This is a genomic window from Peribacillus sp. TH27 (assembly GCF_016650915.1).
Lineage (GTDB): Bacteria > Bacillota > Bacilli > Bacillales > DSM-1321 > Peribacillus > Peribacillus butanolivorans.
The window spans coordinates 3144552-3169401 of record NZ_JAEKEV010000002.1 but is presented as its reverse complement, the minus strand read 5'-3'; the positions used below and the strand labels follow the sequence as shown (position 1 = coordinate 3169401).

At 38.9% G+C, this 24850-nt stretch carries 23 protein-coding genes and 4 tRNA genes; 1 reads left to right on the top strand and 26 read right to left on the bottom strand.

The genetic code is table 11. The features are described from left to right. Positions 1 to 88: 88 nt before the first annotated feature. From JFU24_RS16635 to JFU24_RS16535, 21 genes are all read right to left on the bottom strand, one after another. Positions 89 to 883, bottom strand: a complete 795-nt coding sequence (locus JFU24_RS16635; protein ID WP_056522003.1) for an MBL fold metallo-hydrolase — start codon at positions 881 to 883, stop codon at positions 89 to 91. 6 nt (positions 884 to 889) lie between these two features. Next, positions 890 to 1687 (bottom strand): two-component system regulatory protein YycI, encoded by a 798-nt coding sequence (locus JFU24_RS16630; RefSeq protein ID WP_201187733.1) that lies wholly within the window; start codon positions 1685 to 1687, stop codon positions 890 to 892. Then, positions 1674 to 3005 carry a YycH family regulatory protein gene (locus JFU24_RS16625; RefSeq protein WP_201222492.1) on the bottom strand — a complete coding sequence of 444 codons (1332 nt, stop codon included), beginning with the start codon at positions 3003 to 3005 and terminating at the stop codon, positions 1674 to 1676. The genes JFU24_RS16630 and JFU24_RS16625 overlap by 14 nt, the downstream gene beginning before the upstream one ends. After that, the gene (gene walK / locus JFU24_RS16620; RefSeq protein WP_201222490.1) at positions 3002 to 4837 is read right to left on the bottom strand and encodes a cell wall metabolism sensor histidine kinase WalK; all 1836 of its coding nucleotides are present in this window, start codon (positions 4835 to 4837) and stop codon (positions 3002 to 3004) included. Before walK ends, JFU24_RS16625 begins: the two co-directional genes overlap by 4 nt. 5 nt (positions 4838 to 4842) lie before the next feature. Further along, the gene (gene yycF / locus JFU24_RS16615; protein ID WP_034316131.1) at positions 4843 to 5550 is read right to left on the bottom strand and encodes a response regulator YycF; all 708 of its coding nucleotides are present in this window, start codon (positions 5548 to 5550) and stop codon (positions 4843 to 4845) included. A 284-nt stretch (positions 5551 to 5834) separates the two neighbouring features. Next, a complete protein-coding gene (locus JFU24_RS16610; RefSeq protein WP_201222488.1) occupies positions 5835 to 7256 on the bottom strand; it encodes a M23 family metallopeptidase in 1422 nt (473 codons plus the stop codon). Positions 7257 to 7668: 412 nt separating this feature from the next. Beyond that, positions 7669 to 7741: transfer RNA gene (locus JFU24_RS16605), tRNA-Phe, on the bottom strand. A 42-nt stretch (positions 7742 to 7783) separates the two neighbouring features. Next, a tRNA-Asp gene (locus JFU24_RS16600) sits at positions 7784 to 7859 on the bottom strand. A gap of 23 nt (positions 7860 to 7882) precedes the next feature. Beyond that, positions 7883 to 7954, bottom strand: a tRNA-Glu gene (locus JFU24_RS16595). Positions 7955 to 7961: 7 nt separating this feature from the next. After that, positions 7962 to 8037: transfer RNA gene (locus JFU24_RS16590), tRNA-Lys, on the bottom strand. A gap of 403 nt (positions 8038 to 8440) precedes the next feature. Beyond that, complete coding sequence (locus JFU24_RS16585; protein WP_053348328.1) at positions 8441 to 9733, bottom strand: adenylosuccinate synthase; 1293 nt, start codon at positions 9731 to 9733, stop codon at positions 8441 to 8443. Positions 9734 to 10242: 509 nt separating this feature from the next. Next, entirely contained in the window at positions 10243 to 11607 is a 1365-nt protein-coding gene (gene dnaB / locus JFU24_RS16580) for a replicative DNA helicase (protein WP_098177049.1), read from the bottom strand. Between the two features lie 150 nt (positions 11608 to 11757). Next, entirely contained in the window at positions 11758 to 12207 is a 450-nt protein-coding gene (rplI, locus tag JFU24_RS16575; RefSeq protein ID WP_098177048.1) for a 50S ribosomal protein L9, read from the bottom strand. Then, positions 12204 to 14174, bottom strand: a complete 1971-nt coding sequence (locus JFU24_RS16570) for a DHH family phosphoesterase (RefSeq protein WP_056521986.1) — start codon at positions 14172 to 14174, stop codon at positions 12204 to 12206. The genes rplI and JFU24_RS16570 overlap by 4 nt, the downstream gene beginning before the upstream one ends. Positions 14175 to 14209: 35 nt before the next feature. Beyond that, positions 14210 to 15151, bottom strand: coding sequence for a YybS family protein (locus JFU24_RS16565; RefSeq protein WP_201187741.1), 942 nt, complete (start codon positions 15149 to 15151; stop codon positions 14210 to 14212). Between the two features lie 278 nt (positions 15152 to 15429). Further along, positions 15430 to 15669 carry a 30S ribosomal protein S18 gene (gene rpsR, locus JFU24_RS16560; protein ID WP_053348323.1) on the bottom strand — a complete coding sequence of 80 codons (240 nt, stop codon included), beginning with the start codon at positions 15667 to 15669 and terminating at the stop codon, positions 15430 to 15432. A 47-nt stretch (positions 15670 to 15716) separates the two neighbouring features. Further along, the gene (gene ssb / locus JFU24_RS16555) at positions 15717 to 16247 is read right to left on the bottom strand and encodes a single-stranded DNA-binding protein (protein ID WP_201187743.1); all 531 of its coding nucleotides are present in this window, start codon (positions 16245 to 16247) and stop codon (positions 15717 to 15719) included. Between the two features lie 69 nt (positions 16248 to 16316). After that, the gene (gene rpsF / locus JFU24_RS16550) at positions 16317 to 16601 is read right to left on the bottom strand and encodes a 30S ribosomal protein S6 (RefSeq protein WP_056521977.1); all 285 of its coding nucleotides are present in this window, start codon (positions 16599 to 16601) and stop codon (positions 16317 to 16319) included. A gap of 208 nt (positions 16602 to 16809) precedes the next feature. Continuing rightward, positions 16810 to 17910, bottom strand: coding sequence for a redox-regulated ATPase YchF (gene ychF, locus JFU24_RS16545; RefSeq protein WP_201187745.1), 1101 nt, complete (start codon positions 17908 to 17910; stop codon positions 16810 to 16812). A gap of 167 nt (positions 17911 to 18077) precedes the next feature. Further along, the gene (locus JFU24_RS16540; RefSeq protein WP_201187747.1) at positions 18078 to 18275 is read right to left on the bottom strand and encodes a DUF951 domain-containing protein; all 198 of its coding nucleotides are present in this window, start codon (positions 18273 to 18275) and stop codon (positions 18078 to 18080) included. 21 nt (positions 18276 to 18296) lie between these two features. After that, the gene (locus JFU24_RS16535; protein ID WP_056521973.1) at positions 18297 to 19133 is read right to left on the bottom strand and encodes a mechanosensitive ion channel family protein; all 837 of its coding nucleotides are present in this window, start codon (positions 19131 to 19133) and stop codon (positions 18297 to 18299) included. A 391-nt stretch (positions 19134 to 19524) separates the two neighbouring features. Here JFU24_RS16535 and yyaC point away from each other — a divergent pair, with 391 nt between their 5' ends. Continuing rightward, positions 19525 to 20160, top strand: a complete 636-nt coding sequence (yyaC, locus tag JFU24_RS16530) for a spore protease YyaC (RefSeq protein ID WP_201187749.1) — start codon at positions 19525 to 19527, stop codon at positions 20158 to 20160. Between the two features lie 68 nt (positions 20161 to 20228). On the opposite strand, the gene JFU24_RS16525 is transcribed toward yyaC, so the two are convergent. The 5 genes from JFU24_RS16525 to rsmG all read right to left on the bottom strand — a co-directional run bounded on the left by JFU24_RS16525 (position 20229) and on the right by rsmG (position 24834). Continuing rightward, positions 20229 to 20930, bottom strand: coding sequence for a DUF554 domain-containing protein (locus JFU24_RS16525; protein WP_201250190.1), 702 nt, complete (start codon positions 20928 to 20930; stop codon positions 20229 to 20231). A gap of 76 nt (positions 20931 to 21006) precedes the next feature. Further along, the gene (locus JFU24_RS16520; RefSeq protein WP_053348315.1) at positions 21007 to 21867 is read right to left on the bottom strand and encodes a ParB/RepB/Spo0J family partition protein; all 861 of its coding nucleotides are present in this window, start codon (positions 21865 to 21867) and stop codon (positions 21007 to 21009) included. Beyond that, positions 21860 to 22621 carry a ParA family protein gene (locus JFU24_RS16515; protein ID WP_053348844.1) on the bottom strand — a complete coding sequence of 254 codons (762 nt, stop codon included), beginning with the start codon at positions 22619 to 22621 and terminating at the stop codon, positions 21860 to 21862. Before JFU24_RS16515 ends, JFU24_RS16520 begins: the two co-directional genes overlap by 8 nt. 225 nt (positions 22622 to 22846) lie before the next feature. Then, the gene (gene noc, locus JFU24_RS16510) at positions 22847 to 23707 is read right to left on the bottom strand and encodes a nucleoid occlusion protein (protein WP_056521967.1); all 861 of its coding nucleotides are present in this window, start codon (positions 23705 to 23707) and stop codon (positions 22847 to 22849) included. Between the two features lie 410 nt (positions 23708 to 24117). Beyond that, the gene (rsmG, locus tag JFU24_RS16505) at positions 24118 to 24834 is read right to left on the bottom strand and encodes a 16S rRNA (guanine(527)-N(7))-methyltransferase RsmG (protein WP_056521964.1); all 717 of its coding nucleotides are present in this window, start codon (positions 24832 to 24834) and stop codon (positions 24118 to 24120) included. Positions 24835 to 24850 lie beyond the last annotated feature (16 nt).

Below are 24850 nucleotides of genomic sequence, written 5' to 3'. Positions count from 1 at the left end.
AACGATACCCCTTTTAATCCGGTTAGTAACTTATATATTTTATAAATAAAAAGGAATGAACAAGGTTTCCCTCATCCATTCCCTTTATTTATAACGTTACAAGCTCTGTCGGTTTTTTCGGATCCGTATCATACAGAGAAAATTGTTCACCGACGATGATTCCTTTTGTCTTTAAAGTTTGTTCTACCGACATTCTTGCTAGGTCCTTCATATTGTTATCAAGGCTCAAGTGGGCCAGGTAAATCCGCTTTGTCTTATCTCCGGCCACTTCACTCATGGCAAGAGCAGCGTCTTCATTACAAACATGTCCAACATCACTTAAAATTCTGCGCTTAATGCTCCACGGATATTTTCCCATCCTCAACATAGATACATCATGATTACTTTCAAATACATAAGCATCAGCATTCGAGATAATACCTTTCATCCGATCACTTACGTATCCTGTATCAGTAATAACCACAAGCTTCTTATCTTCATGATGAAACACGTAAAACATTGGTTCTGCAGCATCATGCGATACACCAAAGGATTCTATATTAAGACTGCCGAACGTTTTGACTTGTTCCATTTCAAATGTGAATTTTTGTTCGACAGAAATTTCACCGATTGAACGCTCCATGGCACTCCATGTCTTTGCATTCGCATATATCGGGAGTTTATGTTTTCTAGCAACCACGCCAAGACCTTTAATATGGTCACTGTGTTCATGGGTAACAAGGATTCCGGATAGCTTCGACATATCACGGCCTATATCCTGAAACAACGCTTCTAAGGCTTTACCGCTTAAACCGGCATCGACAAGAAAAGATTGATCCTCCGTTTCCACGAAAAAGGCATTTCCTGTACTCCCGCTTGCGAGAACACTAAAATGCATAGTCATCTATACTCACTCCAGTATTTTTTCTTCTGTATTTAATTCAATGACCTCTCCATCAAAAGCATTCACAAATAGATCCGTTTCGTCATCCAAGACCACCCACCATGTTGGCACAAGTAAATGTGACACAGATGTCGTCTGCAGGGAATTATAAAAACCTAGTTGTACATTAGTCACTTTGCTTTTAGGATCAATATCACCATGATTATATAAAGCTCCAATAGCATTTAGGGCAGATTCCAACTCTTTTGGTTTGTTGAACTTCTCTATTCCCTCTAAATACATCTGTTCATAGGAGACAACTTCCCCCTTCTTGTTCAGATATAAAGTGACCTTTCCCTTACTATTATTATAAAACATCTTTTTGTCTGCTACTTGATAGCAGATAATGGTCTGGTTGATCTCGTCATAGCTCCAAAAACGATAATCATTACCATTCAAGATATACTCCTTCAAGAATATCTCAACATCGGCAGCCTGAATTTTATCATTCATACTTACCGGCGTTTTAAATGTACCGACAAGGTTCTTATCGTCTATAATTTTCGCTTTTTGATTTTTCAGGTACTGTAAATCTTTCTTCTCGAAATTTTTACTATTAGCAATCAAGAATTGATCCTTCACCTTTTGTTTTGGAAGTGGAACGGCTATTGTAATCTCATCTTCTTTTAAAAGTTCTTCCGTTGTGGACTCTGTGATATTTTCGTATGTGTAGTCATTTATTTTCTCCAAAAATTGATAAAGCAAAAAAATGTTCAAAATGAAGAAAACCATAATGAAAATTGACTTTGTATTATTCCAATCCACTTTGATCGCCTCCCGAGTCTTCATCAAAAGGCACAATAAACCATTTATCGCCGATACGATAATACCAAGTGGGTTCAAGTGTAACAAGAGTGACAAGCTTGGAATCTAACGACTTATGCAGCTTATAACCAACCGAGATGTCCTCCACACTCTTGAAATCAATACTTTCCTTAGATTTCAACTGATTCAGTACTTCCCTGCCACTTTGTAAAGTGGCTACCGATCCTTCTGAAGGAAGTACAGAAGCAAGTGAAAAGTAGGGACGCTCATAGCTATAAATTTCTTCTTTCCCCCAAATTTGTTCGATTTCGGTCATTCCATATTCATTGAAGGCCGGATATCCATTTACGAATAGGCGGAATACCACACGTTGCTCATTCTCCGACATATAAGCAAAGCGGTAATTGCTATCTTCCCAGCCGGCATGATCATTAATAAAATCAATGCTTTTTCCCAAAAGGTCACTGGAACTGCCCTTGCGCTTTTGTGCCGGATTAATATAGGAAATTATATAATTCTCTTTATTGATCGTCATCAGTCTTGTACCATCCGTGTATTCCTCACCGACTGAAACTGATTCCTGTCGTACATACTTGGGATAATTAAATAACGCATCTTTCAGATTTCCAATATCAAAGTAGTCAATATAATATTGAAATCTGTTAATCTTTATAGAATTTTCCGGAACAAACAGTGTCCTTTTACTGTTTATGGTTTGGGCTGTGTATTCAGGATATTTTTTGTGTGAATCATTATAAAAATCATCCATGAAATCTTTAAGTCTTTTAGAACTGACCATGCTTTGATAGATTTTCTCTTGTTCATAAGAGACAAAATAAACCGCAGATTCATTACCACTGATATCTTTTTGTTTAATGATGATGCGATCAAAAGAAAAGCTAGGCAATTCCTTATCCGAAATATCCAATACCGTTTTATAGAGAGAGATTGGAACATCATCGGAAAATTCGATTTCCATCGATCCCTCTTCATGAACAAAATCATCAAATTTCCTTTGAAGCCTTTTCATGGATAACTCTTTTACGCCGGTAAAACTCCATTGAGAAAATTCTTTCTCCATTTTATCTATTTCTACAGGATCGGAGGTTTGAAAATGTTGACCATTGCTGTGAAAAAGGATACTAACCGGTTTAATGACATCACTGACAATCTGCACATCACTTTTAATCCTTATAAGATCATCTGATTGGTCAAACTGATCATATTCAGGCTCGTACGTCCAAATACTCCAAGTCAAAAAAATACTAGTCCCAACTAAAATAATCAGTATTATACTTTTCGCACGTTCAAAATTCATGACCAATCATCCTCTTCTTCCTGTTCGTAAGGAAGTGTAAAGAACACCGTAGTTCCTTTTCCATCCACACTTTCCGCCCAAATTTTCCCGCCATGCGCCACGACCATTTCTTTCGCAATCGCTAAACCAAGTCCAGTCCCACCAAGGTTTCGTGACCTTGCTTTATCCACACGGTAAAATCGGTCAAATATTTTATCGATGACATTTTTCGGAATTCCCACTCCTTGATCAGTAATACTGACAACGATAAAGCTTTCAGCTGCCCTGACACGGAAGGTCACTTGACCACCTTCAGGAGAGTACTTTAATGAGTTGGATATTACATTATAGAGAACCTGGGTGATTTTATCTTCATCAATATCCACAAAATAAGCATCCTTAGGCAGATCACGCTTAAATGTGATATCATCATTTTTCGTCATTTCAAATCGATCGATAATATGGTCATAGAATTTATTGAAATTCACCCAGCCCGTTTTAAGCCGATAGTCTTTACTGTCCATTTTTGAAAGCTGTAACAGGTCATTTACAAGCCTGATCATTCGCTCTGTTTCATTTTGCGTGACACTTAAAAAGGCAGGAGCGATCTCCTCTTCCTTCCAAGCCCCATCCGCCAATGCCTCCAGGTAGCTCCTCATCGTTGTAAGCGGTGTTCTTAGCTCATGCGACACGTTGGCAACAAATTCCCTACGCTCACCCTCAATTTTCTCTTGCTCTGTGATATCATGCAAAACAGTGATCAATCCATTAACGAATCCCGTTTCCTTTTGAATAACTGAAAAGTTACCCCTCAAAATGAACGGCCTATCCTTTTTGCTGTAATCAAGGATTACGGACTCCCGTTCTTCCAGTAAATCCTCAAATTTATATTCTTCTTCAAGACCCAAAACCTCAATGATAGGTTGGTTCATGACGGTTTCATGTGAGACATTCAGTAATCGTGCAGCCGGTTCATTAATCAAGTTCACTCTACCGCGTCTATCAGTTGAAATAACACCGTCTGTCATATTGGTGAGGACAGATGAAAGTTTACGTCGTTCTCCCTCTGTGCTAGATTGCGATTCTTGAAGCTTTTTAGTCAAATTATTGAAAGTAACAGCAAGCTGACCTATTTCGTCATCGCCATATACTCTAACTTTTCTAGAGAAATTCCCTTTCGCCATCACCAATGCCTGTTTTCTCATATCCGACATGGGCCGAGTGATAGTCCGTGCCAGCAGAATTCCTAAGATAGCCGTAATGACCAGGGCAATAGCCGTACCCGTCATAAAGATACTATTGATTTCATCCATCTGTTCAAAGACGTTCTCCATCTCAGCTATGACATAGACAGCTCCAATGACCTCACCTTTTGCTTCAATGGGTGTCGAAAGAACCCAGACCCGTCTGCTGCCTGTTTTCGGATCCCGGTACACTTCACTATCTTCTTTCCCATAAATCAACGTATTCTTTATAAGGACCTGTGTCGTTTTCTTCCCTACGATTTCCTGGTTACCCGGGGCGGAGGTTCCAATTACCCGTCTGCTGCGTGTGTCGATAACACGTACTTCCGAAATATCGTTCGATGAATTATCGCGATCCTTCAGTATCGTATTAATCGCTTCTTCGAGGGTTGGGTCTTCCTCTCCCCTCTCTTTTTCCATTTCTTCGCCAATACTGTAGGTAAGCAGGTTAACGTGGCCTTTTATCGATTTCGTGAAGTTCCCGACAAGATTTTCTTCCAATTCCCCAACAAAATATACCCCGATTATTTGCATCGCTACGAAGATAAGCAACACATAAATCAGAACAAATTTAAAATGAATTGAGCGAAAAAAACCAACCTTTTTCATAAGAACTACTCCTGTTCAGGGTTACGCAGGTAATAACCGACCCCTCTTCTAGTTACAATCCAACCAGGATGGCTTGGATTATCTTCAATCTTCTCACGAAGACGTCTTACCGTTACATCGACTGTCCGTACATCTCCAAAGTAATCATATCCCCAAACGGTTTGTAATAAGTGCTCCCTTGTCATAACCTGGCCGATATGCTTTGCTAAATAATGGAGCAATTCGAATTCGCGATGAGTTAATTCAATCGTATCGCCACGCTTAGAAACGACATAGGCATCAGGATGGATAGTAAGAGTGCCTATTGTAATTTCCTTCGGTTCATTTTCTTGATCCGGAACCGGGACAGCTTGCTGGCGTCTTAAGTTCGCCTTAACACGGGCGATTATTTCCCGGGTACTAAATGGCTTTGTCACATAGTCATCTGCACCAAGCTCTAACCCTAATACTTTATCTATCTCAGAATCCTTAGCCGTTAACATGATGATTGGCGTTTCATATTTCTTTCTTACTTCTCTACAAACTTCCATCCCATCACGCTGTGGTAGCATTATATCAAGCAAAATCAAATCAGGCTGCCGTTCTTCTACCATTTTAAGAGCTTCGTTGCCATCATAAGCACAAAAAACCTCATAACCCTCTTTTTTCAAATTGAATTGTAAAATATCCGCGATTGGCTTTTCATCATCGACTACCAAAATTTTCTTATCCATGTACTTATCTCCTTTTTAATAACTAAACTAAATCTATTAAAAACCTTGTCCTTATCCGGGACCTTTTTTCATATTTTCCTACTGATTACACCGACCTATCATCTTAGTCCAACAAAGTTCACTATATATACCCTATTAAAAGGTCTAAACACCTAAATGTAAGCAAATTGTATCTATTATACTTTATCATTTTACAGGCATTAAATCACCTTTTTCCTATTATTCTCATCTATGTATGTAGCAGAAGAAGAAGTCTTCGAATATTTTTCGAAGACTTCTCTCAATTACTGACTTATATAATTTAGCGGATTTGCAAGAGACCCGTTTTTATATACTTCAAAATGAAGGTGGACACCGGTGGAATGGCCTGTTGAGCCCATCATCCCAATTTTCATTCCTTTTCCAACCTTTTGTCCTGCTTTTACATCTATTGAATCTAAATGGGCATACAACGTTTTAAATCCATTATTATGATTGATTATTATTTTATTACCATAACCTCCGGAATCTCCTGCGAATTCGACTATTCCATGATCGGCTGCCGTGATGGTCCTTGTTGTTGGTCGGGCAATATCTATTCCTTTATGTAGTTTCCCCCAGCGCTGGCCCTGCTTACTGGAAATATAGCCCCCGTCTGCAGGCCACGAATAGGTGCCGCTTCCGTTTGAAGGAATGACCTTTGTTCCTTTTCTAGTGATCTCTGTGATCGCTTTTTCCGTAACTTCTTTTTTTACGATAGTTTCACTGATTTTTTTACCATTTGTTTCTTCAACTGTATAGGTGAATGCCTGAACGCCATCGTTACCCTCTTGTTCAATAACGAGCTCGTCCTTCAGAAGATCATCATCCTTTTTTACTTTCTTTTCAAAAGGAATCCCCTCTTCTTTCAAAACTTCTCTTTCTACCATTACGTTCACATAGGGTGTAGCTTGGGTCACATAGACGCTCTCACCTGCTTTAAGCCCATTACCCTTATTAAGGTCCGGGTTTAGCTCCAACAGCTGAATTAGGTCCATATCATGATTATTAGCAACCTCTTCAAGTTCCTCATCTTCCTTTACCACATAGATAGCCTTTTCTTCTTTTCCTTCTTCTATCATGGAAAGGGTCTTGTTAACCGTCATAATCTTTTCAGGATCAACCGCGGTTTCATTAAACGTAATTGGATGCGAAAATTCGATATTTAGAATTCTGCTTCCTGGTTTTTTTAACGTTTCAACCGTATCCGATTCACTTTCTCTCTTGCTGGATTCATATTCAGCGTATTCTTCCTCATCTACATATAATAAGGTGATGTTTCTCACAACTTCCTCAGCATCTTCCTTAGAAGGAACATAAGCGACCACCTGATTATCAATGTTAATCTCATACGCGTCTGCCTTTACATCCAACTGATCGTCAATCTCCTTTAAGACTTGGTCCTCTTTTACTTCTTCACTAAATACTTCCTCGCCCACAAATGCTAACTGCGTCTCACTATCAAATGTATAGTCAGGATAATCCGCCTCTGCTTCTGCAATTTTATCCGCTACAATCTTTTCTATTTCCGCTTCATCCGTTACACTTCCCACGAATTCATTGTTGAGATAAACATGCTGAATGGTTTTAATTTCCGATACACCTGCTGCTGTTGCTCGATTTCCTGCAAGCAATAGCATTACGGATATCACGAACAGAAAGATTCCTTTATTTTTTGAGATAAACATATATTGTCCTCCTTAAACGGCCCAGTCACCAATTAAGAAACTAATCAAATTTATATGAGATATATTAGTTCAATTTCAATATTTCAATATTTACGCGTACATGACTAATTTCTATAACCATTTTTTCACTCATAACTCTATCATAATAATAAAAAAATCAAGAAATAGACTTCATAATGTAATAGAACTGTATAAATGGTGACAACAAGTACCAATAAATATGTTTTTAGAAAAGGTATCTTTCGAAATAAAAAAGGAGGTAGACGTAAGCCTGATAAGGAATAGCGAACCATTTATATAAATGGTTAAAATTGGATTGTTACAAATCAATAACAATCTATTAACAGGATTTAACCCGTTTGTAAATTAATATATAACAAAAAAAGCGCCCGAAAGGCGCTTTTCAAAAGGATGGCTCAGGACGGAATCGAACCGCCGACACAAGGATTTTCAGTCCTTTGCTCTACCGACTGAGCTACTGAGCCAAATATTCTATTTCAAATGAAAAAATCATGTAAAAAATAAAATGGCGGTCCCGACGGGAATCGAACCCGCGATCTCCTGCGTGACAGGCAGGCATGTTAACCGCTACACCACGGGACCAGCATATAAATTATATAAAGAAGTGACCCATACGGGATTCGAACCCGTGTTACCGCCGTGAAAGGGCGGTGTCTTAACCGCTTGACCAATGGGCCGGAAAAATGGTGAGCCATGAAGGATTCGAACCTTCGACCCTCTGATTAAAAGTCAGATGCTCTACCAACTGAGCTAATGGCTCGTTCTAATAAATTTTCGCCACATAATTTCCGGATTTTCCGTTTACCTTCTGCAAGATGTAAACTCCGCTACTCGCGCTACTCGTGGAAGCTTTGCTTGTTGCTCTACCGTGTTATTGGCTTGTTCTATTGTGACGACGCTTTTGATAATATCATAGTTTTTATTGTTTATGCAATAGTTTTTTAAAATAAAATTTATTTTATTTTATATTTTTTCCTTTTCACTACTGTTTTAAATAAAATTTACCCTTTAAAAACATCATTTCCTTGTTAGTATCTCAGTACATATTGTTTAATCATAATTGTACAAACTGACATACTAGCCACTTGTAAACCTTACACCACCAAGGAGTAGTTTTAAATAAAAAAGGAGCTGGCAAAAAAGCCAGCTCCTTTTTTCATGAATTACGCTAGACGCCAAGGGCTTCTTACGATGTTTGTTTGGTTACGGTCAGGACCGACAGAGAAAGTAGTCAAAGGAATGCCTACTAATTGAGATACGCGCTCTACATAGTGACGAGCGTTCTCTGGTAGTTCATCCAATGATTTGCATCCCGTGATGTCTTCTGGCCAGCCTGGCAGCTCTTCATAGACTGGTGTACATTCGCCAATCGCTTTCAAAGTCGCTGGAACCTCATGAATGATTTCGCCTTTGTATTCATAAGCCACACAAATTTTGACCGTATCAAGACCTGATAACACGTCAATTGAGTTTAAAGATAAATCGGTAATCCCGCTAACACGGCGTGCATGGCGAACAACAACAGCGTCAAACCAGCCGACACGGCGCGGTCTGCCTGTAGTAGTACCATATTCACGGCCTACTTCACGGATTTGATGACCGATTTCATCATGTAATTCTGTAGGGAAAGGACCATCACCCACACGGCTTGTATATGCTTTACATACTCCAACCACATGGTTAATTTTCGTAGGTCCAACACCTGAACCAATCGTTACGCCGCCTGCAACTGGGTTAGATGAAGTAACAAATGGGTATGTTCCTTGATCGATATCAAGCATAACCCCTTGAGCCCCTTCAAATAATACGCGTTTTCCTTCATCAAGTGCGTCATTCAATACAACGGATGTATCGCAAACATATTTCTGCACTTGTTGTCCGTACTCATAGTATTCTTCTAAGATATCTTCGATTTTAAAACCTTCTGTTTCATAAAAACGTTCAAACATGCGGTTTTTTTCGACAAGATTTTGGGACAATTTTTCTTCAAAAATTTCACGGTCCAAAAGATCTGCCATACGGATGCCGTTACGAGCAGCTTTGTCCATATAAGCAGGGCCGATTCCTTTTTTCGTCGTACCAATTTTATTAGCACCTTTACGATCTTCTTCAACTTCATCCAATTTAATATGGTAAGGAAGAATGACATGTGCACGGTTAGAGATACGAAGATTATCCGTGCTCACTCCGTGACTATGTAAATATGCAAGCTCTTCTACAAGCGCTTTTGGATCAACTACCATTCCATTTCCAATAACACAAATTTTATCACTATAAAAAATCCCTGACGGAATTAAATGCAGTTTATAAGTAACACCGTTAAATTTAATCGTATGCCCTGCATTATTCCCACCTTGATAACGAGCAATGGCTTCCGCATTCTGGGATAGAAAATCTGTTATTTTACCTTTACCTTCGTCTCCCCATTGTGTACCGACTACTACAACTGATGACATCTGAATAAAGCACCTCCAAAGGATCACGTAATACCGGTTATTAACCGGTTCTTATCAAACAAACCTATTTTATCAATAATTCAAAGAGGAAGTCAATACAAAATCCGAACATTATATAAATTAATAAATAATTCGTTCGTAAATATGCATTTTACCTACTTTCCTACAGTGTAAATATAAGGTATTAACCTTCTGTAGCGTTTTTCATACTGATAATTCTGAAAAATAAAAAGATTATCACTTGGTAATAATTGGATTATATTCTCACCTTTTTGCTGATAGGGAATGAAGCAACTAAGATGAAAATAGCGTTTTTAAGGTATTTATAGCGGCTTTCTTTTTCTCATTTCGATTTAGATTATTCTCTTCAATATTTCAATATCATATATTTTACCCATGGAAATCCTTTATTATTTACGGTGGCTTTTCTTTTTTATCATTTTCTCCATAAAAACGGCCCGCCACTTCAAAAGTGGCGGGCCGTTTTCTATGAATAACATTAAATCTATTTAAGCCCCGGGAGACATCGAGTCATCATCGAAGCGCCGTTCCAGGTTAACGAATTTATTGTATTCTTTAACGAATGCAAGCGAAACCGTCCCAACAGGGCCATTACGCTGTTTGGCAATAATGATTTCGATAATATTTTTATTCTCAGATTCTTTATCATAATAATCATCACGATATAAGAATGCCACGATATCAGCATCTTGCTCAATACTCCCTGATTCCCGGATATCTGACATCATGGGGCGCTTGTCTTGGCGCTGCTCCACTCCACGGGAGAGCTGGGAAAGGGCGATAACAGGTACTTCTAGTTCACGAGCAAGCGCTTTGAGTGAACGAGAAATTTCCGATACTTCTTGCTGACGATTGTCGCCTGAACGGCCATCTCCTTGAATCAATTGAAGGTAATCAATCAATATCATGCCAAGTCCATGTTCCTGCTTCAAACGACGGCATTTTGAACGAATTTCACCAATCCGGACTCCTGGCGTATCATCAATATAAATACCGGCATTCGACAAGCTTCCCATCGCCATTGTTAGCTTGCGCCAGTCCTCATCTGTTAAGGATCCTGTCCGCAAATTTTGAGCGTTAATGTTTCCTTCCGCGCAAAGCATACGCATAACAAGCTGCTCGGCACCCATCTCAAGACTAAAAATCGCAACGTTCTCTTCTGTTTTCGTTGCAACATTTTGAGCGATGTTCAAAGCAAAAGCGGTCTTACCAACAGAGGGACGAGCACCCACGATAATAAGGTCATTACGTTGAAAACCAGCTGTCATTCGGTCCAGTTCAGCAAATCCGGTCGGAATTCCTGTGACATCACCTTTACGGGTGGTCAATACCTCGATATTATCGTAAGTCCGTACTAATACATCCTTAATATTTTGAAAGGACCCGGAATTTTTCCGCTGGGCTACTTCCATGATCGTTTTTTCTGCTTCCCCGAGCAGCTCCTCGACCTCATCCTCGCGGCTGTATCCTTCCTGAGCAATATTCGTTGCTGTCCTGATCAATCGACGTAGTAACGACTTCTCTTCTACGATGCGGGCATAATATTCAATATTAGCTGCGGTAGGTACCGACCCGGCCAATTCACTTAAATATGAAACGCCACCCACTTCTTCAAGGTTCTTTGCAGCGGCTAGTTCTTCAGTCACCGTAATCAAATCGACAGCTTTTCCTTCGTCATTCAACTTAATCATCACATTAAAGATTTTTTGATGCGAGCTTCTGTAGAAATCCTCTGGAATCAAAACTTCCGATGTAACAGTTAGTGAAGAAGGCTCTAGAAAAATGGCCCCTAGCACAGCTTGTTCTGCTTCTATATTTTGAGGGGGAACTCTATCTTGAAATTGTTCTATCAAATCTTAAAACCTCCCATTCTAAGAGGATACTTTTTGCTTATTTATATGTTTCTAGTTAAAAAGAAAAAAGTGAAAGGACAACATGCCCAATCACATTTTTTTCGTCTATCTCTATTTTATCAATTTTTCACAGATATGAAACCACTAAAATTAGTTAATTTCTTTCACTTGCACTGTGAGTGTTGCTGTAACCTCAGGATGCAGCTTTACAGGGAGCTTCGTATGTCCTAAAGAACGAATTCCGTCAGCAAGCTCCATTTTACGTTTATCAATCTTAATGCCATGTTTTTTCTGAAGCTCTGAGGCAATTTGTTTCGTCGTGATAGAACCGAATAAACGCCCGCCTTCCCCAGCTTTAGCGGATAATTCAACAGTTAACTTCTCCAATTGTACTTTCAGTTCTTCTGCATGTTGAAGTTCTTCGGCAGCAAGCGATTCTTCTTTATTCTTCTGCGCTTCCAAAGTTTTCACATTTGTATTATTTGCTTCTACAGCCAATCCTTGTTTAATCAGGAAATTATGTGCATAACCATCTGCAACATTTTTGACTTCCCCTTTTTTTCCTTTACCTTTAACATCTTTTAGAAATATAACTCTCATTCTTTTTGTCCCCCTTCTAAATAATCATCAATTGCTGCTTTTAATCGACTTTCGGCTTCTTCAATGGAACATGCCTGTTGAGTAGCGGCATTTGTTAAATGTCCGCCTCCATTCAACATTTCCATTATCACCTGGACATTGATATCACCGAGAGAACGTGCACTTATGCCAACTGTATCATCAGATCTCTTAGCCATTACAAAGGAAGCGACAACGCCGTCCATGGTCAAAAGCGTGTCGGCTGCCTGAGCAATGAGCACCTGATTATGGACCTGATCAGTTTTTGCCGAAGCAATTGCAATACCCTTTTTATAGAAGACAACCTCTTCAATCAGCTTCGACCGTTTAATATAGGTGTCTACGTCTTCCTTTAAGAATTTCTGAACAAGTACCGTATCTGCTCCATGAGCCCTTAAATAAGAGGCTGCATCGAATGTTCGTGAACCAGTTCTTAAAGTAAAACTTTTCGTATCGACAATAATCCCGGCAAGCAGTGCCGTAGACTCAAGCATATCAATTTTGCTGCGTTTTGGCTGATATTCAAGCAATTCAGTTACAAGTTCAGCTGTTGAGGATGCATATGGCTCCATATAAACGAGCAATGAGTTTTTGATAAACTCCTCACCTCGGCGATGGTGGTCAATGACAACTACCTTATCAATCCTATTTAATAATCGCTCTTCAATCACCATTGAAGGTTTATGCGTATCAACTACAACGAGCAACGTTTCATCCGTAATCATTTCAAATGCTTCTTCGGGAGTTATAAACCGTGCATACAAATCCTCTTTATTTTTAATTTCTTCCATTAAACGAAGGACACTGCTATCAAGTTGCTGTGTGTTTATGACAATATATCCGTCACGTTCATTCATTTGAGCCACTTTTAAAATACCGATGGCTGAACCTATTGCATCCATATCCGGATTTTTATGGCCCATGACAATGACTTTATCGCTATCCAAGACTATATCCTTTAATGCATGCGAAATGACGCGTGCGCGGACCCTCGTGCGTTTTTCCATTGGATTGGTTTTACCACCATAAAATTTCACTTTTCCGTTTGCCTGCTTAATAGCAACTTGATCTCCGCCCCGTCCCAAAGCTAGATCTAAGCTAGACTGGGCAAGTGATCCCAATTCCGGTAAGGAAGATACAGCCGAGCCAACCCCAATGCTCAAGGTAAGTGGTACATTTTGCTTGGCTGTCGTTTCCCTAATTTCATCTAAAATAGTGAATTTACCCTTTTCAAGTTGATGAAGGATATGTTCATTAAACACAGCGATAAACCGTTCCGAGGAAACCCGTTTAAAGAAAACGCCATTATCCCTTGCCCATTTATCAAGAAGTGAGGTAACCAAACTGTTTATACTACTTTTACGCTGATCATCCATTCCCTGCGTCAAATCATCATAATTATCAAGCAGAATAATGGCGATTGCTGTCCGCTCATCTTCATATAATTTTTCAATTTCAACTTGCTCTGTTACATCAAAAAAGTAAAGAAGTCGTTCCTCACGCTTATGGACCACTTTAAATTTCCGGTCATGGAGTGTAAGCGTCTCTGTCTCAATCTCTTGCTTAATTAACGGTACAATCGAATCAGCGACATCGTAGAGAGATCTTCCTGCCAATGAATCTTCACTAAAACATGAAGCCAGAAATGGATTGGTCCATTCAATGTAAAAATCGTCATTAAAGAGCATAATCCCAATTGGCATTTCCAGTAACGCTTCTTCACCCACCTTCTTTAGACGGTAGGATAACGTTGTTATATATTCTTCTGTCTTACGCTGTTTTTTTTCTTCCACTTTTAATGTTAAATAAAATAAACCGGCAAGAATCAATAATCCAACAAGTGCAACAACCCAATTATAATAAGCCAGTACGCCCAAAAGTAACAAGCCTGCAGCCAGCACCCCATATAACGGGGACTTAATCGAGTACTCTTTCAAATAAGATGGCATAGTTTCAGCTCCTAAAAGCATCTGTTTTACAAGGACTATTCCTTTTTCTTGATTGTCTCCCTAAAAGGAAATCCTAAATCTATTATACCTAAAAATCGAATGATGGTTATGAAAATCGGATGTAAAAGCGAAGCAACCACGATTAAAATAAGTATAGCTTTAGTCCAAGACTTCACATGACTGATATAAAATACCAGCGAATATCCTTGTATCAAAATGAAAAACTGCAGGATAAAAAATAGGTTTGTTATGGCCATATATACAAAACTATTCTTGTCCGTATTCACAAAAAGAGCCAGAAGCATCGTAATTAAATAATACCATAAAAGGCTTTTCGGGAGTCGCAGATCTCGAAAATGTGGCCACTTTAAAGTTTTATCGCTGAACCTCTTCAAAATAGGATGGGCCGCAAAGAAAATCAGTAAAACCATGATGACAGAAGTGACAACGAACAAACTTGGCATAAGCGTGTTCAGCAAATCTATTGATTCATGCATTCTCTTTTCGATTCGCTCTGTCGGTGCCTGATCAAACGATTCCATGATCCCAACAGAAGAATCAATGGACTCCTCAAGCATGACCATCGATTTTTCTATGTAGTTTACATCTAATACCAATACCGTTGCCGCATATATTAATAATGTACCCCCTAGGAAAACAAGGACAGTGCTAATAAACATAGGTGCCATCGGTTTATCCTTTTTTAAAAAATAACCAATGGTAATACCCGTTGCCCCCATAAGTAAGGTCATCGGAACGGATAATATTGTTGAGATAAGTATCGACAATAATGAAGCAACAAATAAATACCCCAGAGCCCATGATATCTTTTGTTTGGTTGTCACCAGAATAAAAGGAATGGGTAAAAAGAAAAGAGTGAAGGTACCCACTATTGGGATATGAACTGTGATGAACAATAAAATGCAATATAGTGCCAAAAGGGCCCCGCCCTCAGCAATTCGTCTCCCGCTATTCATTTATTTTCACCCCCGTTTTTATAAAACTAAAAATAATGTCTCCAGTCTCCATCTTTATATTGTATCCGTTAAGCATAGGATATTTCAAACATCACAATCTTTTTTCATGATATAGAATTTTTTCTTTGGAAAGAGACTATTTTCGTTTATAAAAATCCTTTCAAAAAACAAAAAAAACCGCATTTTAGCGGATTTTTAATAAAAGGGCTATTTTTATACGTCACTCCTATTGCATAAAAAAAAGCACATTAAGGACTGCTCCTCAATGTGCCTATTAATTATTCACCAGATACGTATGGTAGTAATGCCATAGTACGTGAGCGTTTAATAGCAATCGTTAATTTACGTTGATATTTAGCGCTTGTGCCAGTTACACGACGTGGTAAAATTTTACCGCGTTCTGAGACGAATTTTTTAAGAAGATCTGTATCTTTGTAATCAATTTTAGTGATTCCGTTAGATGTGAAATAACAAACCTTTTTACGCTTACCGCGTCCTTTACGTCCACCCATTGCCATAATAAATTTCCCTCCCTGCTTGTTGAATTTTCATTTTAAACGGCTGTTTAAAACGGAAGATCATCATCTGAAATGTCGATTGTTTTACCGTCATTTGCAAATGGATCATCATCTACACGAGTGTAGTTGTTGTTGCTCCGTTGATTCTGATTAGGATTTTGTCCATACGAATTGTTGTCATTTCCGTTATTATTGTTGCTATAACTTTTTTGACCTCCACCGTAAGAACCGCCTTCATTTCTTTCACCCGCTGAACTGCTTCGTGGTTCAAGGAATTGAACGCTCTCAGCCAGAATCTCCGTCACATATACTCGTTTGCCGTCTTGTCCTTCATAATTACGTGTTTGGACACGTCCATCCACGCCAGCTAAACTGCCTTTTTTCAAGAAGTTAGCTACATTTTCTGCCGGTTTACGCCAAACTACACAGTTAATGAAATCTGCTTCACGTTCACCCGACTGATTCGTAAAACTACGGTTCACAGCCAAAGTAAAGGTAGCCACAGGAACTCCATTAGGTGTATATCGTAATTCAGGATCTTTAGTTAAGCGTCCTACCAAAACTACGCGATTCATCATCAGAATCAACCCCTAGGTTTCAAACTTGTTTCACGTGAAACAAGATTAGAATTTATATTAAATATCGGATTATACTTCTTCTCTAGTAGCCATGTGGCGAATAATGTCTTCACTGATTTTAGCAAGACGATCGAATTCTAGAATCGCAGCACTTTCAGCGTTAACTTTAAGAAGCATGTAGTAACCATCACGGAAATCATTGATTTCGTATGCAAGACGGCGTTTACCCCATTCTTTTGCTTCTACTTCCGCACCATTATCAGAAAGGATTGTGTTGAAACGTTCAACTAAAGCTTTTTTAGCTTCTTCCTCAATGTTTGGACGGATGATATACATAATTTCGTATTTTCTCATCACTGTCACCTCCTTTTGGTCTAAGCGGCCCAATTGGGCAAGGAGCAATTATTTATAATTACTCACAAGAAGAAATTATAGCATAGTTAAAGGGGCTTTGCAACGAACGGTTAGACATATTACAATTTATTGAAATCAAATGTTATAGACTTAAACTATACCGAGAAAAAAGACTCTACAGATTGGGTCTGTAGAGTCTCTCTATGCCTTATACGTTAAAACGGAAATGGATTACGTCGCCGTCGTTAACGATATATTCTTTACCTTCTAATCGTACTTTACCCGCGTCCTTTGCAGCGCTATGGCTTCCTGCTTCAAGTAGGTCATTATACGAAACGATTTCGGCACGGATGAAACCGCGTTCGAAGTCTGTGTGAATGACACCTGCACATTGAGGCGCTTTCATACCTTTACGGAACGTCCAAGCACGTACCTCCTGAACTCCAGCTGTAAAGTATGTTGCCAACCCGAGCAGGTTGTATGAAGCACGGATCAATTGATCAAGACCGGATTCCTCGATGCCGAGTTCAGATAGGAACATTTCCTTTTCTTCACCTTCAAGCTCCGCAATTTCTTCTTCAATTTTTGCACAAATTACGATAACTTCTGCGTTTTCTTTCGCAGCATATTCACGAACTTGTTGAACATATTCATTATCAGCAGCATTAGCCACTTCGTCCTCACTTACATTCGCTACATAAAGAGTCGGCTTCGCTGTAAGCAAGTGCATGCCCTTCACGATTTTTTGCTGTTCTTCAGTAAATTCAACTGAACGAGCTGGTTTTTCTTCTTCCAATGCTTCTTTCAAAGCGACAAGGATTTCATGCTCAGCCACTGCGCCTTTATCTTTCTGCTTGGCCATTTTTCCAACGCGGTCGATTCGTTTATCAACAGATTCCAAATCAGCAAGAATCAATTCAAGATTGATGACTTCAATATCATCTATTGGATTTACTTTTCCAGAAACGTGAGTAATGTTATCGTCAGAGAAGCAACGAACGACTTGACAAATTGCATCAACTTGACGAATATGAGAAAGGAATTTATTTCCAAGACCTTCCCCTTTACTAGCTCCTTTTACAATCCCGGCAATATCCGTGAATTCAAATGCTGTCGGAACTGTCTTTTTCGGCTGCACCAATTCAGTCAATTTTTGTAAACGATGATCAGGCACTTCTACAATCCCAACGTTTGGATCAATTGTACAAAAAGGATAGTTGGCAGATTCCGCACCTGCCTGAGTTATTGCATTAAATAAAGTGGATTTACCTACGTTAGGCAAACCAACTATACCAGCTGTTAAAGCCATTTATATTTCACTCCTTTAAGATAATTCGTACATATAGGAAAAAGACTGATCTTCTATAAAGACCATCCAATTACCTAAACCTTTCCCAATTATAGATTTCGCTTCCTAAAAAGACAAGTAAATCATTGAGATAGTAGGACCGCTTTCTTTCCATGAAAAAAGCATGATCATTCCTCATGCTTTTGTAGAACCTTTTTCATTTTCTTCGCAAACTCACGTCGGGGCAACATCACGCTATGACCGCACCCTTCACATTTTATCCGGATATCCATGCCCAGCCGGATAATTCTCCACTTATTCACTCCACATGGATGTGGTTTTTTCATTTCGACAATATCTTTAAGTGCAAATTCCTTTTCATCCATAACCATGAGCCCCCCTAGTTCCTACGACTCGCTGCCTTTGTATGTAGATGTAATTCCACTTAAATCAAGAGCAGCACTTAATTCTTTTCTTATTATTCTGCTCATTTCGACATGACGCATCGGTTTTGTTTCAGCTGTGACCCGAAAGACAACTTCATCAGGACTTATCATTTCAATTCCTAAAAATTCAGGTGCTTTGACTAAGAAGTCATATTTACCTTCCATATTATTCAAAGTTTGAATAAGTACCCTCTCAGCAAGTTCTACTGATCCATCATTAGGTATAGCTACATCCACCACTGCTTTACTGTTTAATATGGAGTAATTTGTAACTTGAACAATACTACCATTAGGTATGAGGTGCAATTCTCCTGAGCTACTTTTAATTTTTGTTGTACGAAGCCCAATTTCGAGAACTTCACCCTCAAATGTATTAATCTTAATATAGTCCCCAACCGAGAAGTGATCTTCAAAAATCACAAAGAATCCTGTGATAATATCTTTGACCAAACTTTGGGCACCAAACCCAACTGCCAAACCAAGAATCCCAGCTCCAGCCAGTAAAGCTTTTACATCGAATGAGAAAATTTCAAGAATCATTATCAAGGCAATGAAATTGATAACGTAAGTGATGATATTTTCCAGTAACTTAATGAGTGTCGTTTCCCTACGCTCCGAAACCCGAATAGGACTTCTTAATCGAGCTTTGAAGAATTTATTTATAATGGTCTTTCCTATTCTAATAATAATACGCGATAACAACAGAACAAGGAAGATTTTAATAATTCCCTCCCCCATCAGTAGCCATACTTTTTCATCCAATAATTCTTTTGTAACGTTATTATAAATGCTATCCATCTCTTCCTCCTGCCTATTGCAAAAACCTGCAAAACTTTTAGATTCCCTATGACCTTCCTATTTGGACGTATTCCATCTACCCCTCAAGCCGAAAGATAACCCTAAATAAGAAAAGTTTTCTCTATTTTATCAATAAATATGGGTTTCTGTACAAAAAAAATATGGGTAATAGGTAAGGTAATTAGAAGTTTTTTCTATTTCCATGAATGATTTTTTGCTAGAGAGTATATATAACGAAAATTGGTAGAGGAAGAAGCATCTTACGATTTCCCCTTCCCCGTTTGCGTGTTCTTATCAAATAAATCCCCCACCAATTTTACATTAAATACCGTATATTTTTCCTTTTTTATCCGTATACTGTAATACCAAACGAAGTAAAGGAGTTGAGCCGATGAATCTGAATTCTAGTCTATTTAATAATAATAAAAATAGATTGAGCCGCATCCTACATGAAGATACGGATGCATCTAAACAAATTTCCCAAGAATTAATCAACCTTCTTCCAACTGGAAAGCTTCAACCTATCGTAATTGTCTGTATTGGCACAGACCGTTCTACTGGCGATTCCCTCGGTCCACTTGTCGGCACTCTGCTTAATGAAAAAACAGAAGACGGTGCCTCTTCCTTCCATGTTTATGGAACTCTCGATAATCCTATACATGCTATGAATTTACAGGAAAAATTAAGTGAAATTAACAAAATCCATACCGATCCCTTTATCGTCGGAATCGATGCTTGCTTAGGAAAATTGAAAAGCGTCGGCATTGTTCAAATTGGCCAAGGTCCGGTGAAACCTGGCGCTGGAGTCAATAAAGATCTACCTTCTGTTGGCAATGCCCATATTACTGGAATCGTGAATGTCAGTGGATTCATGGAGTTTATGGTCCTACAAAATACTCGTCTTAATCTAGTCTTAAAAATGGCCAAAACCATTGCAGAGGGTATTTATGAAGCACAAAATCATTATCCAGTTAAACCAACTTTCACTCCATTCTCCTGGTCATTCAAGCAGGAAAAAACCCTTTGATTCTAATGTTCCTGAAAAGTTTGGCCGAGTATAAAAATAAAGGAAGGGGTTCACCCCTTCCTTTATTTTTATACATAATACATGATTGTAACTAGAATTGCTGTAATCATTATTCCTGGAAGCAGGTTAGCCACCCTGATTTTGGTGACACCGATAATATTCAAGCCAATCGCTAAAATCATGACTCCTCCAGTTGCTGTCATTTCAAGAATGAAGGAATCCATTAACGCAGTTGGGATCAAAGTATTAATTTGCCTTGAAAAAATGGCAATGAATCCTTCATAAAGAATGATAGGGAATGCTGAAAAAAGTACACCAATGCCAAGAGTACTGGACAGAACTAGCGCTGTAAACCCATCAATAATCGATTTTGTTATTAAAACATCATGATCATTACGGATCCCACTATCCAAGGCACCGATAATGGCCATCGCTCCAATGCAAAATATGAGCGTGGCTGTTACGAATCCCTGTGATATCGAAGTTCCTTTTTTCGCTTTCATCCGACGTTCAATCCAATTGCCTAAAGAATTAAGCCTGGCTTCAAGATTCATCCATTCTCCAAGCACAGCGCCTCCCACAATACTTATAATGACCATGATAAAATTATCACTCTTAAAACCCATCTGCAATCCTAAGACAATAACGGTCAAACCGATACCACTCATAACCGTTTCTTTTATCTTCTCAGGTATATGCTGTAAAAACATTCCCAAAATCGACCCGATTAAAATACAAGCCCCATTCACAAAAGTCCCCAATAAAACCATCTTATTCACCTAATTCTCTACAGTAAGATCCCCTTGTTGCATATCTGCATTCAAAAATCGTCTCTCAAAGAAGGGACTAAGAGGAAAGGTTTTCTTGATCAATCAAGTCTAATATTCTCTCTAAATCTTCTTTTGAAAAGAATTCGATTTCTATTTTCCCTTTTTTCTTGCTTTGTTTAATAGTCACGCTTGTTCCTAGTCTTTCACGTAGACTTGACTCCCGCTGCTTTATAAAAATATCTTTTTTCACTTGTTTCGCAGGTTTAGTTTCACGTGAAACCGTATCATTTAATTGATGAATATATTGCTCTAGCTTTCGGACATTCATTCCTTCTTTGAGAATTTTGTCTATAACTGGCTGAAGCAACTCTTTTTTCTTTAATCCTAGTAATGCACGACCATGCCCCATAGAAATTTCACCTTCAGAGATATAACTCCTTATCTTTTCAGGCAAAGATAGTAATCGAACATAGTTAGCAATATGCGGCCGACTTTTCCCCAAGCGAATAGCCAACTGTTCTTGAGTAATTTCTAATTTTTCAAGCAGGGTTTGATAAGCAGCCGCTTCCTCGATTGGGTTTAAATCTTCCCGTTGAAGGTTTTCCAAAATGGCTAGTTCCATCATCTGTTGTTCATTCAGTTCCCTCACAACAACCGGTACTGTCTTTAAACCAGCTTCTTTTGCGGCACGATAACGTCTCTCCCCAGCCACAATTTCATAGCCTTTAATACTTTTCCGGGCAATAATCGGCTGTAATATCCCGTGCTCTATGATTGATTGCTTAAGTTCTTCTATCGCTTCAGGTCGAAAACTTTTCCGGGGCTGATAAGGATTTGGCCTTAATTCCCTCAATTTAATTTCCCGCACGATTTCATCTTTACTGATTTCCCCATTGTTGAATAGTGCGTTTAGTCCTTTGCCAAGTCCCTTAGCCATTTGACACCACTTCCTTTGCCAGTTCTAGATAGACCTCCGCTCCTCGTGACTTTGGATCATAAATAATTATCGGTTCTCCATGGCTCGGCGCTTCACTCAATCGGACATTACGTGGAATGATGGTTTGATAAACTTTATCCTGAAAGTATTTTTTGACTTCCTCAATAACTTGAAGACCCAAATTTGTTCTAGCATCCAACATCGTCAATAGCACACCTTCGATTTTCAAATCATGGTTTAAATGCTTTTGCACGAGACGGACCGTATTTAAGAGCTGACTTAAGCCCTCCAATGCATAATATTCGCATTGTACAGGAATTAAAACAGCATCAGCAGCTGTTAATGCATTTAGGGTAAGCAGTCCTAATGATGGTGGACAATCGATTACAATGTAATCATACTGACTCTGCACCTCTTCTAACGCCCTTTTTAAACGGACTTCCCTAGAGATGGTTGGAACAAGTTCTATTTCAGCACCCGCAAGTTGAATTGTCGCAGGTATGACATATAAGTTTTCAACCTTTGTTTCCAAGATAACGGTACTGGCTTCGACATCATCAACCAATACATCATAAATACATTGTTCTACATCTGCTTTATCAATACCTGCACCGCTTGTCGCATTTCCCTGCGGATCGATATCGACCAATAAGACTTTCTGTCCTATGTATGCAAGACAAGCACTAAGGCTGACAGAAGTTGTCGTTTTTCCAACACCGCCTTTTTGATTGGCAATGGCGAGAATCTTACCCACGAATTCACCTGCTTTCAACTATCTTTATACTCTATATCTAAATGCATTTACCGTAATTTTCTTTCTTTCTATTTTATCATGAATAATCCTGGAAGAAATCGTTTTCTGAAATTCCTCTTAAAATTTGGAATTTCCCTAAAAATGACCAAAAGATACTGTTGAAAAGAGAGAATAAAAAAAGCTTGGTAATCGAAGACTACCAAGCGGGGGCTAAGGAAAAGGGGATCAAGTTTTCTTCTTAGGAATTTTAATCGTAAATTGATAATATTCCTCGAATTCCTCTTCCTCTGCATCCAAATTTATTCCATTGTCTGTTACCATATTCAACGATTGACGGATGGTATTTACCGCAATCCTCATGTCTTTACTAAACGCCTTTCGTTTTGGCTTCGGCTTAAGTACCGTTCCGGTGAGGAGCTTGACGACCCGCTCTTCTGTCTGCTTAACGTTATAGCCTTTTTCGATGATTTCCAAAAGTAGTTTGATCTGCTTTTCCGGACTTTTTAAAGGAATTAACGAGCGGGCATGACGTTCCGTAATTTGCTTTTGAAGAAGTGCATCTTGGACCTCCTTCGGCAGCTTAAGCAGCCGAAGCTTATTCGCCACGGTAGATTGGCCAATTCCGAGTCTTTGTGCCAGAGCCTCTTGAGTTAAACTATGAAGCTCTAATAGTTTCCCATAAGCTAATGCTTCTTCAATCGGTGTCAGCTCTTCACGCTGAAGGTTTTCTATCAGCGCAACTGAAGCCGTTTCAGTATCCGTAAAATCCTTAACAATAGCCGGTGCCAATTCCCAACCAAGCTTTTGCATAGCACGAAAACGACGCTCGCCTGCAATGATTTCGTATTTCCCCTGACCATACGCCCTTACTACAATCGGTTGAATGATTCCGTGTGTATGAATCGTTTGAGCCAATTCTGCAATTTTATCGTCATTAAAAACGGTCCTTGGTTGAAATCGATTAGGCACAATATCAGAAATGGAAATTTTTCTTATTTCTTCGTTATTATTGCTAGGTGTCTCCATCTCTAGTTGCTGTTCTTCTTTTTCGCCAAACCCAAAGAACCGCGAAAAAGGATGCTTCATCTTCCTACACCACCTTTTAAAACTCCCAAATAACATATTCTCTATTGAAAGGACAAGTCCTGCATACATTTCCCGACATGGTTATACATATGGTCCATCGTTGTAAAAAACATGTCGACTGTCGTCATTAAAGCAATAATGAGGCATAGACGCCCAGATATTATAGATATCTGCCGGCTTGCCCGAGATTATTTCCCTAATTTTTCAAAAAGATAAAACTCCGACTTTCTCGCTCTGTAGGAAAACGAGGCATATGGTTGTAAAGAACACTTTGTCGGATATTATCCTTCAGGTTTACTTATACATTTTTAAATGGATAAAAAAATCCTACATTTATAGTAAAAGAAAATTAGAACAAGTGCTAGCCAAAATCTATCTATCAGCCACAATGAATAGCCATAGTAAAAGGATTATTCAATGGGCTGTTTATTTGGTGTACCAGGTTTTCTAGGGTATTTTTTAGGAGTCTTCTTTACTTTTTTTACCGTAATGATGTTTCTTTCACTATTTTCTTCGGGCAATGTGAAGGGATAAATTTCTTCAATTTTTCCGCCTAATGTAAAAATCGCCTTCTTACCTGTATCCATTTCATCTTGTGCACTTGCCGCTTTCATGGCAATGAACGTCCCATCCGGTTTGACAAGCGGCAAACAAAGCTCACTTAAGACAGACATCCTCGCTACCGCTCTTGCCATAACAATATCATAGGATTCACGATGCTCTGGTTTTTGAGCGAAGGTTTCCGCCCGGTCATGGTAAAAGGAAACGCCCTTTAATTGTAACTCATCAGCAAGATGATTTAAAAAGGAGATCCGCTTATTCAAAGAATCCACGATAGATACGTGGATATTTGGGAAACAAATTTTCAAAGGAATGCTCGGAAATCCAGCTCCAGCTCCAACATCGCAAATCTGATAAGGCTTGTTAAAATCGAAATAGAATGCTGCACTGATTGAATCATAAAAATGCTTTAAATAAACTTCTTCTTTATTCGTGATGGCGGTTAGATTCATCTTTTCGTTCCATTCCACCAATAATCGATAATAGGTGTCAAACTGTTCAAGCTGACGAGGAGAAAGCTCGATACCCTTCTCCTGTAGCGCTTGTTGAAATTGTTCAATGTTCATGAATTCTTCAATCCTT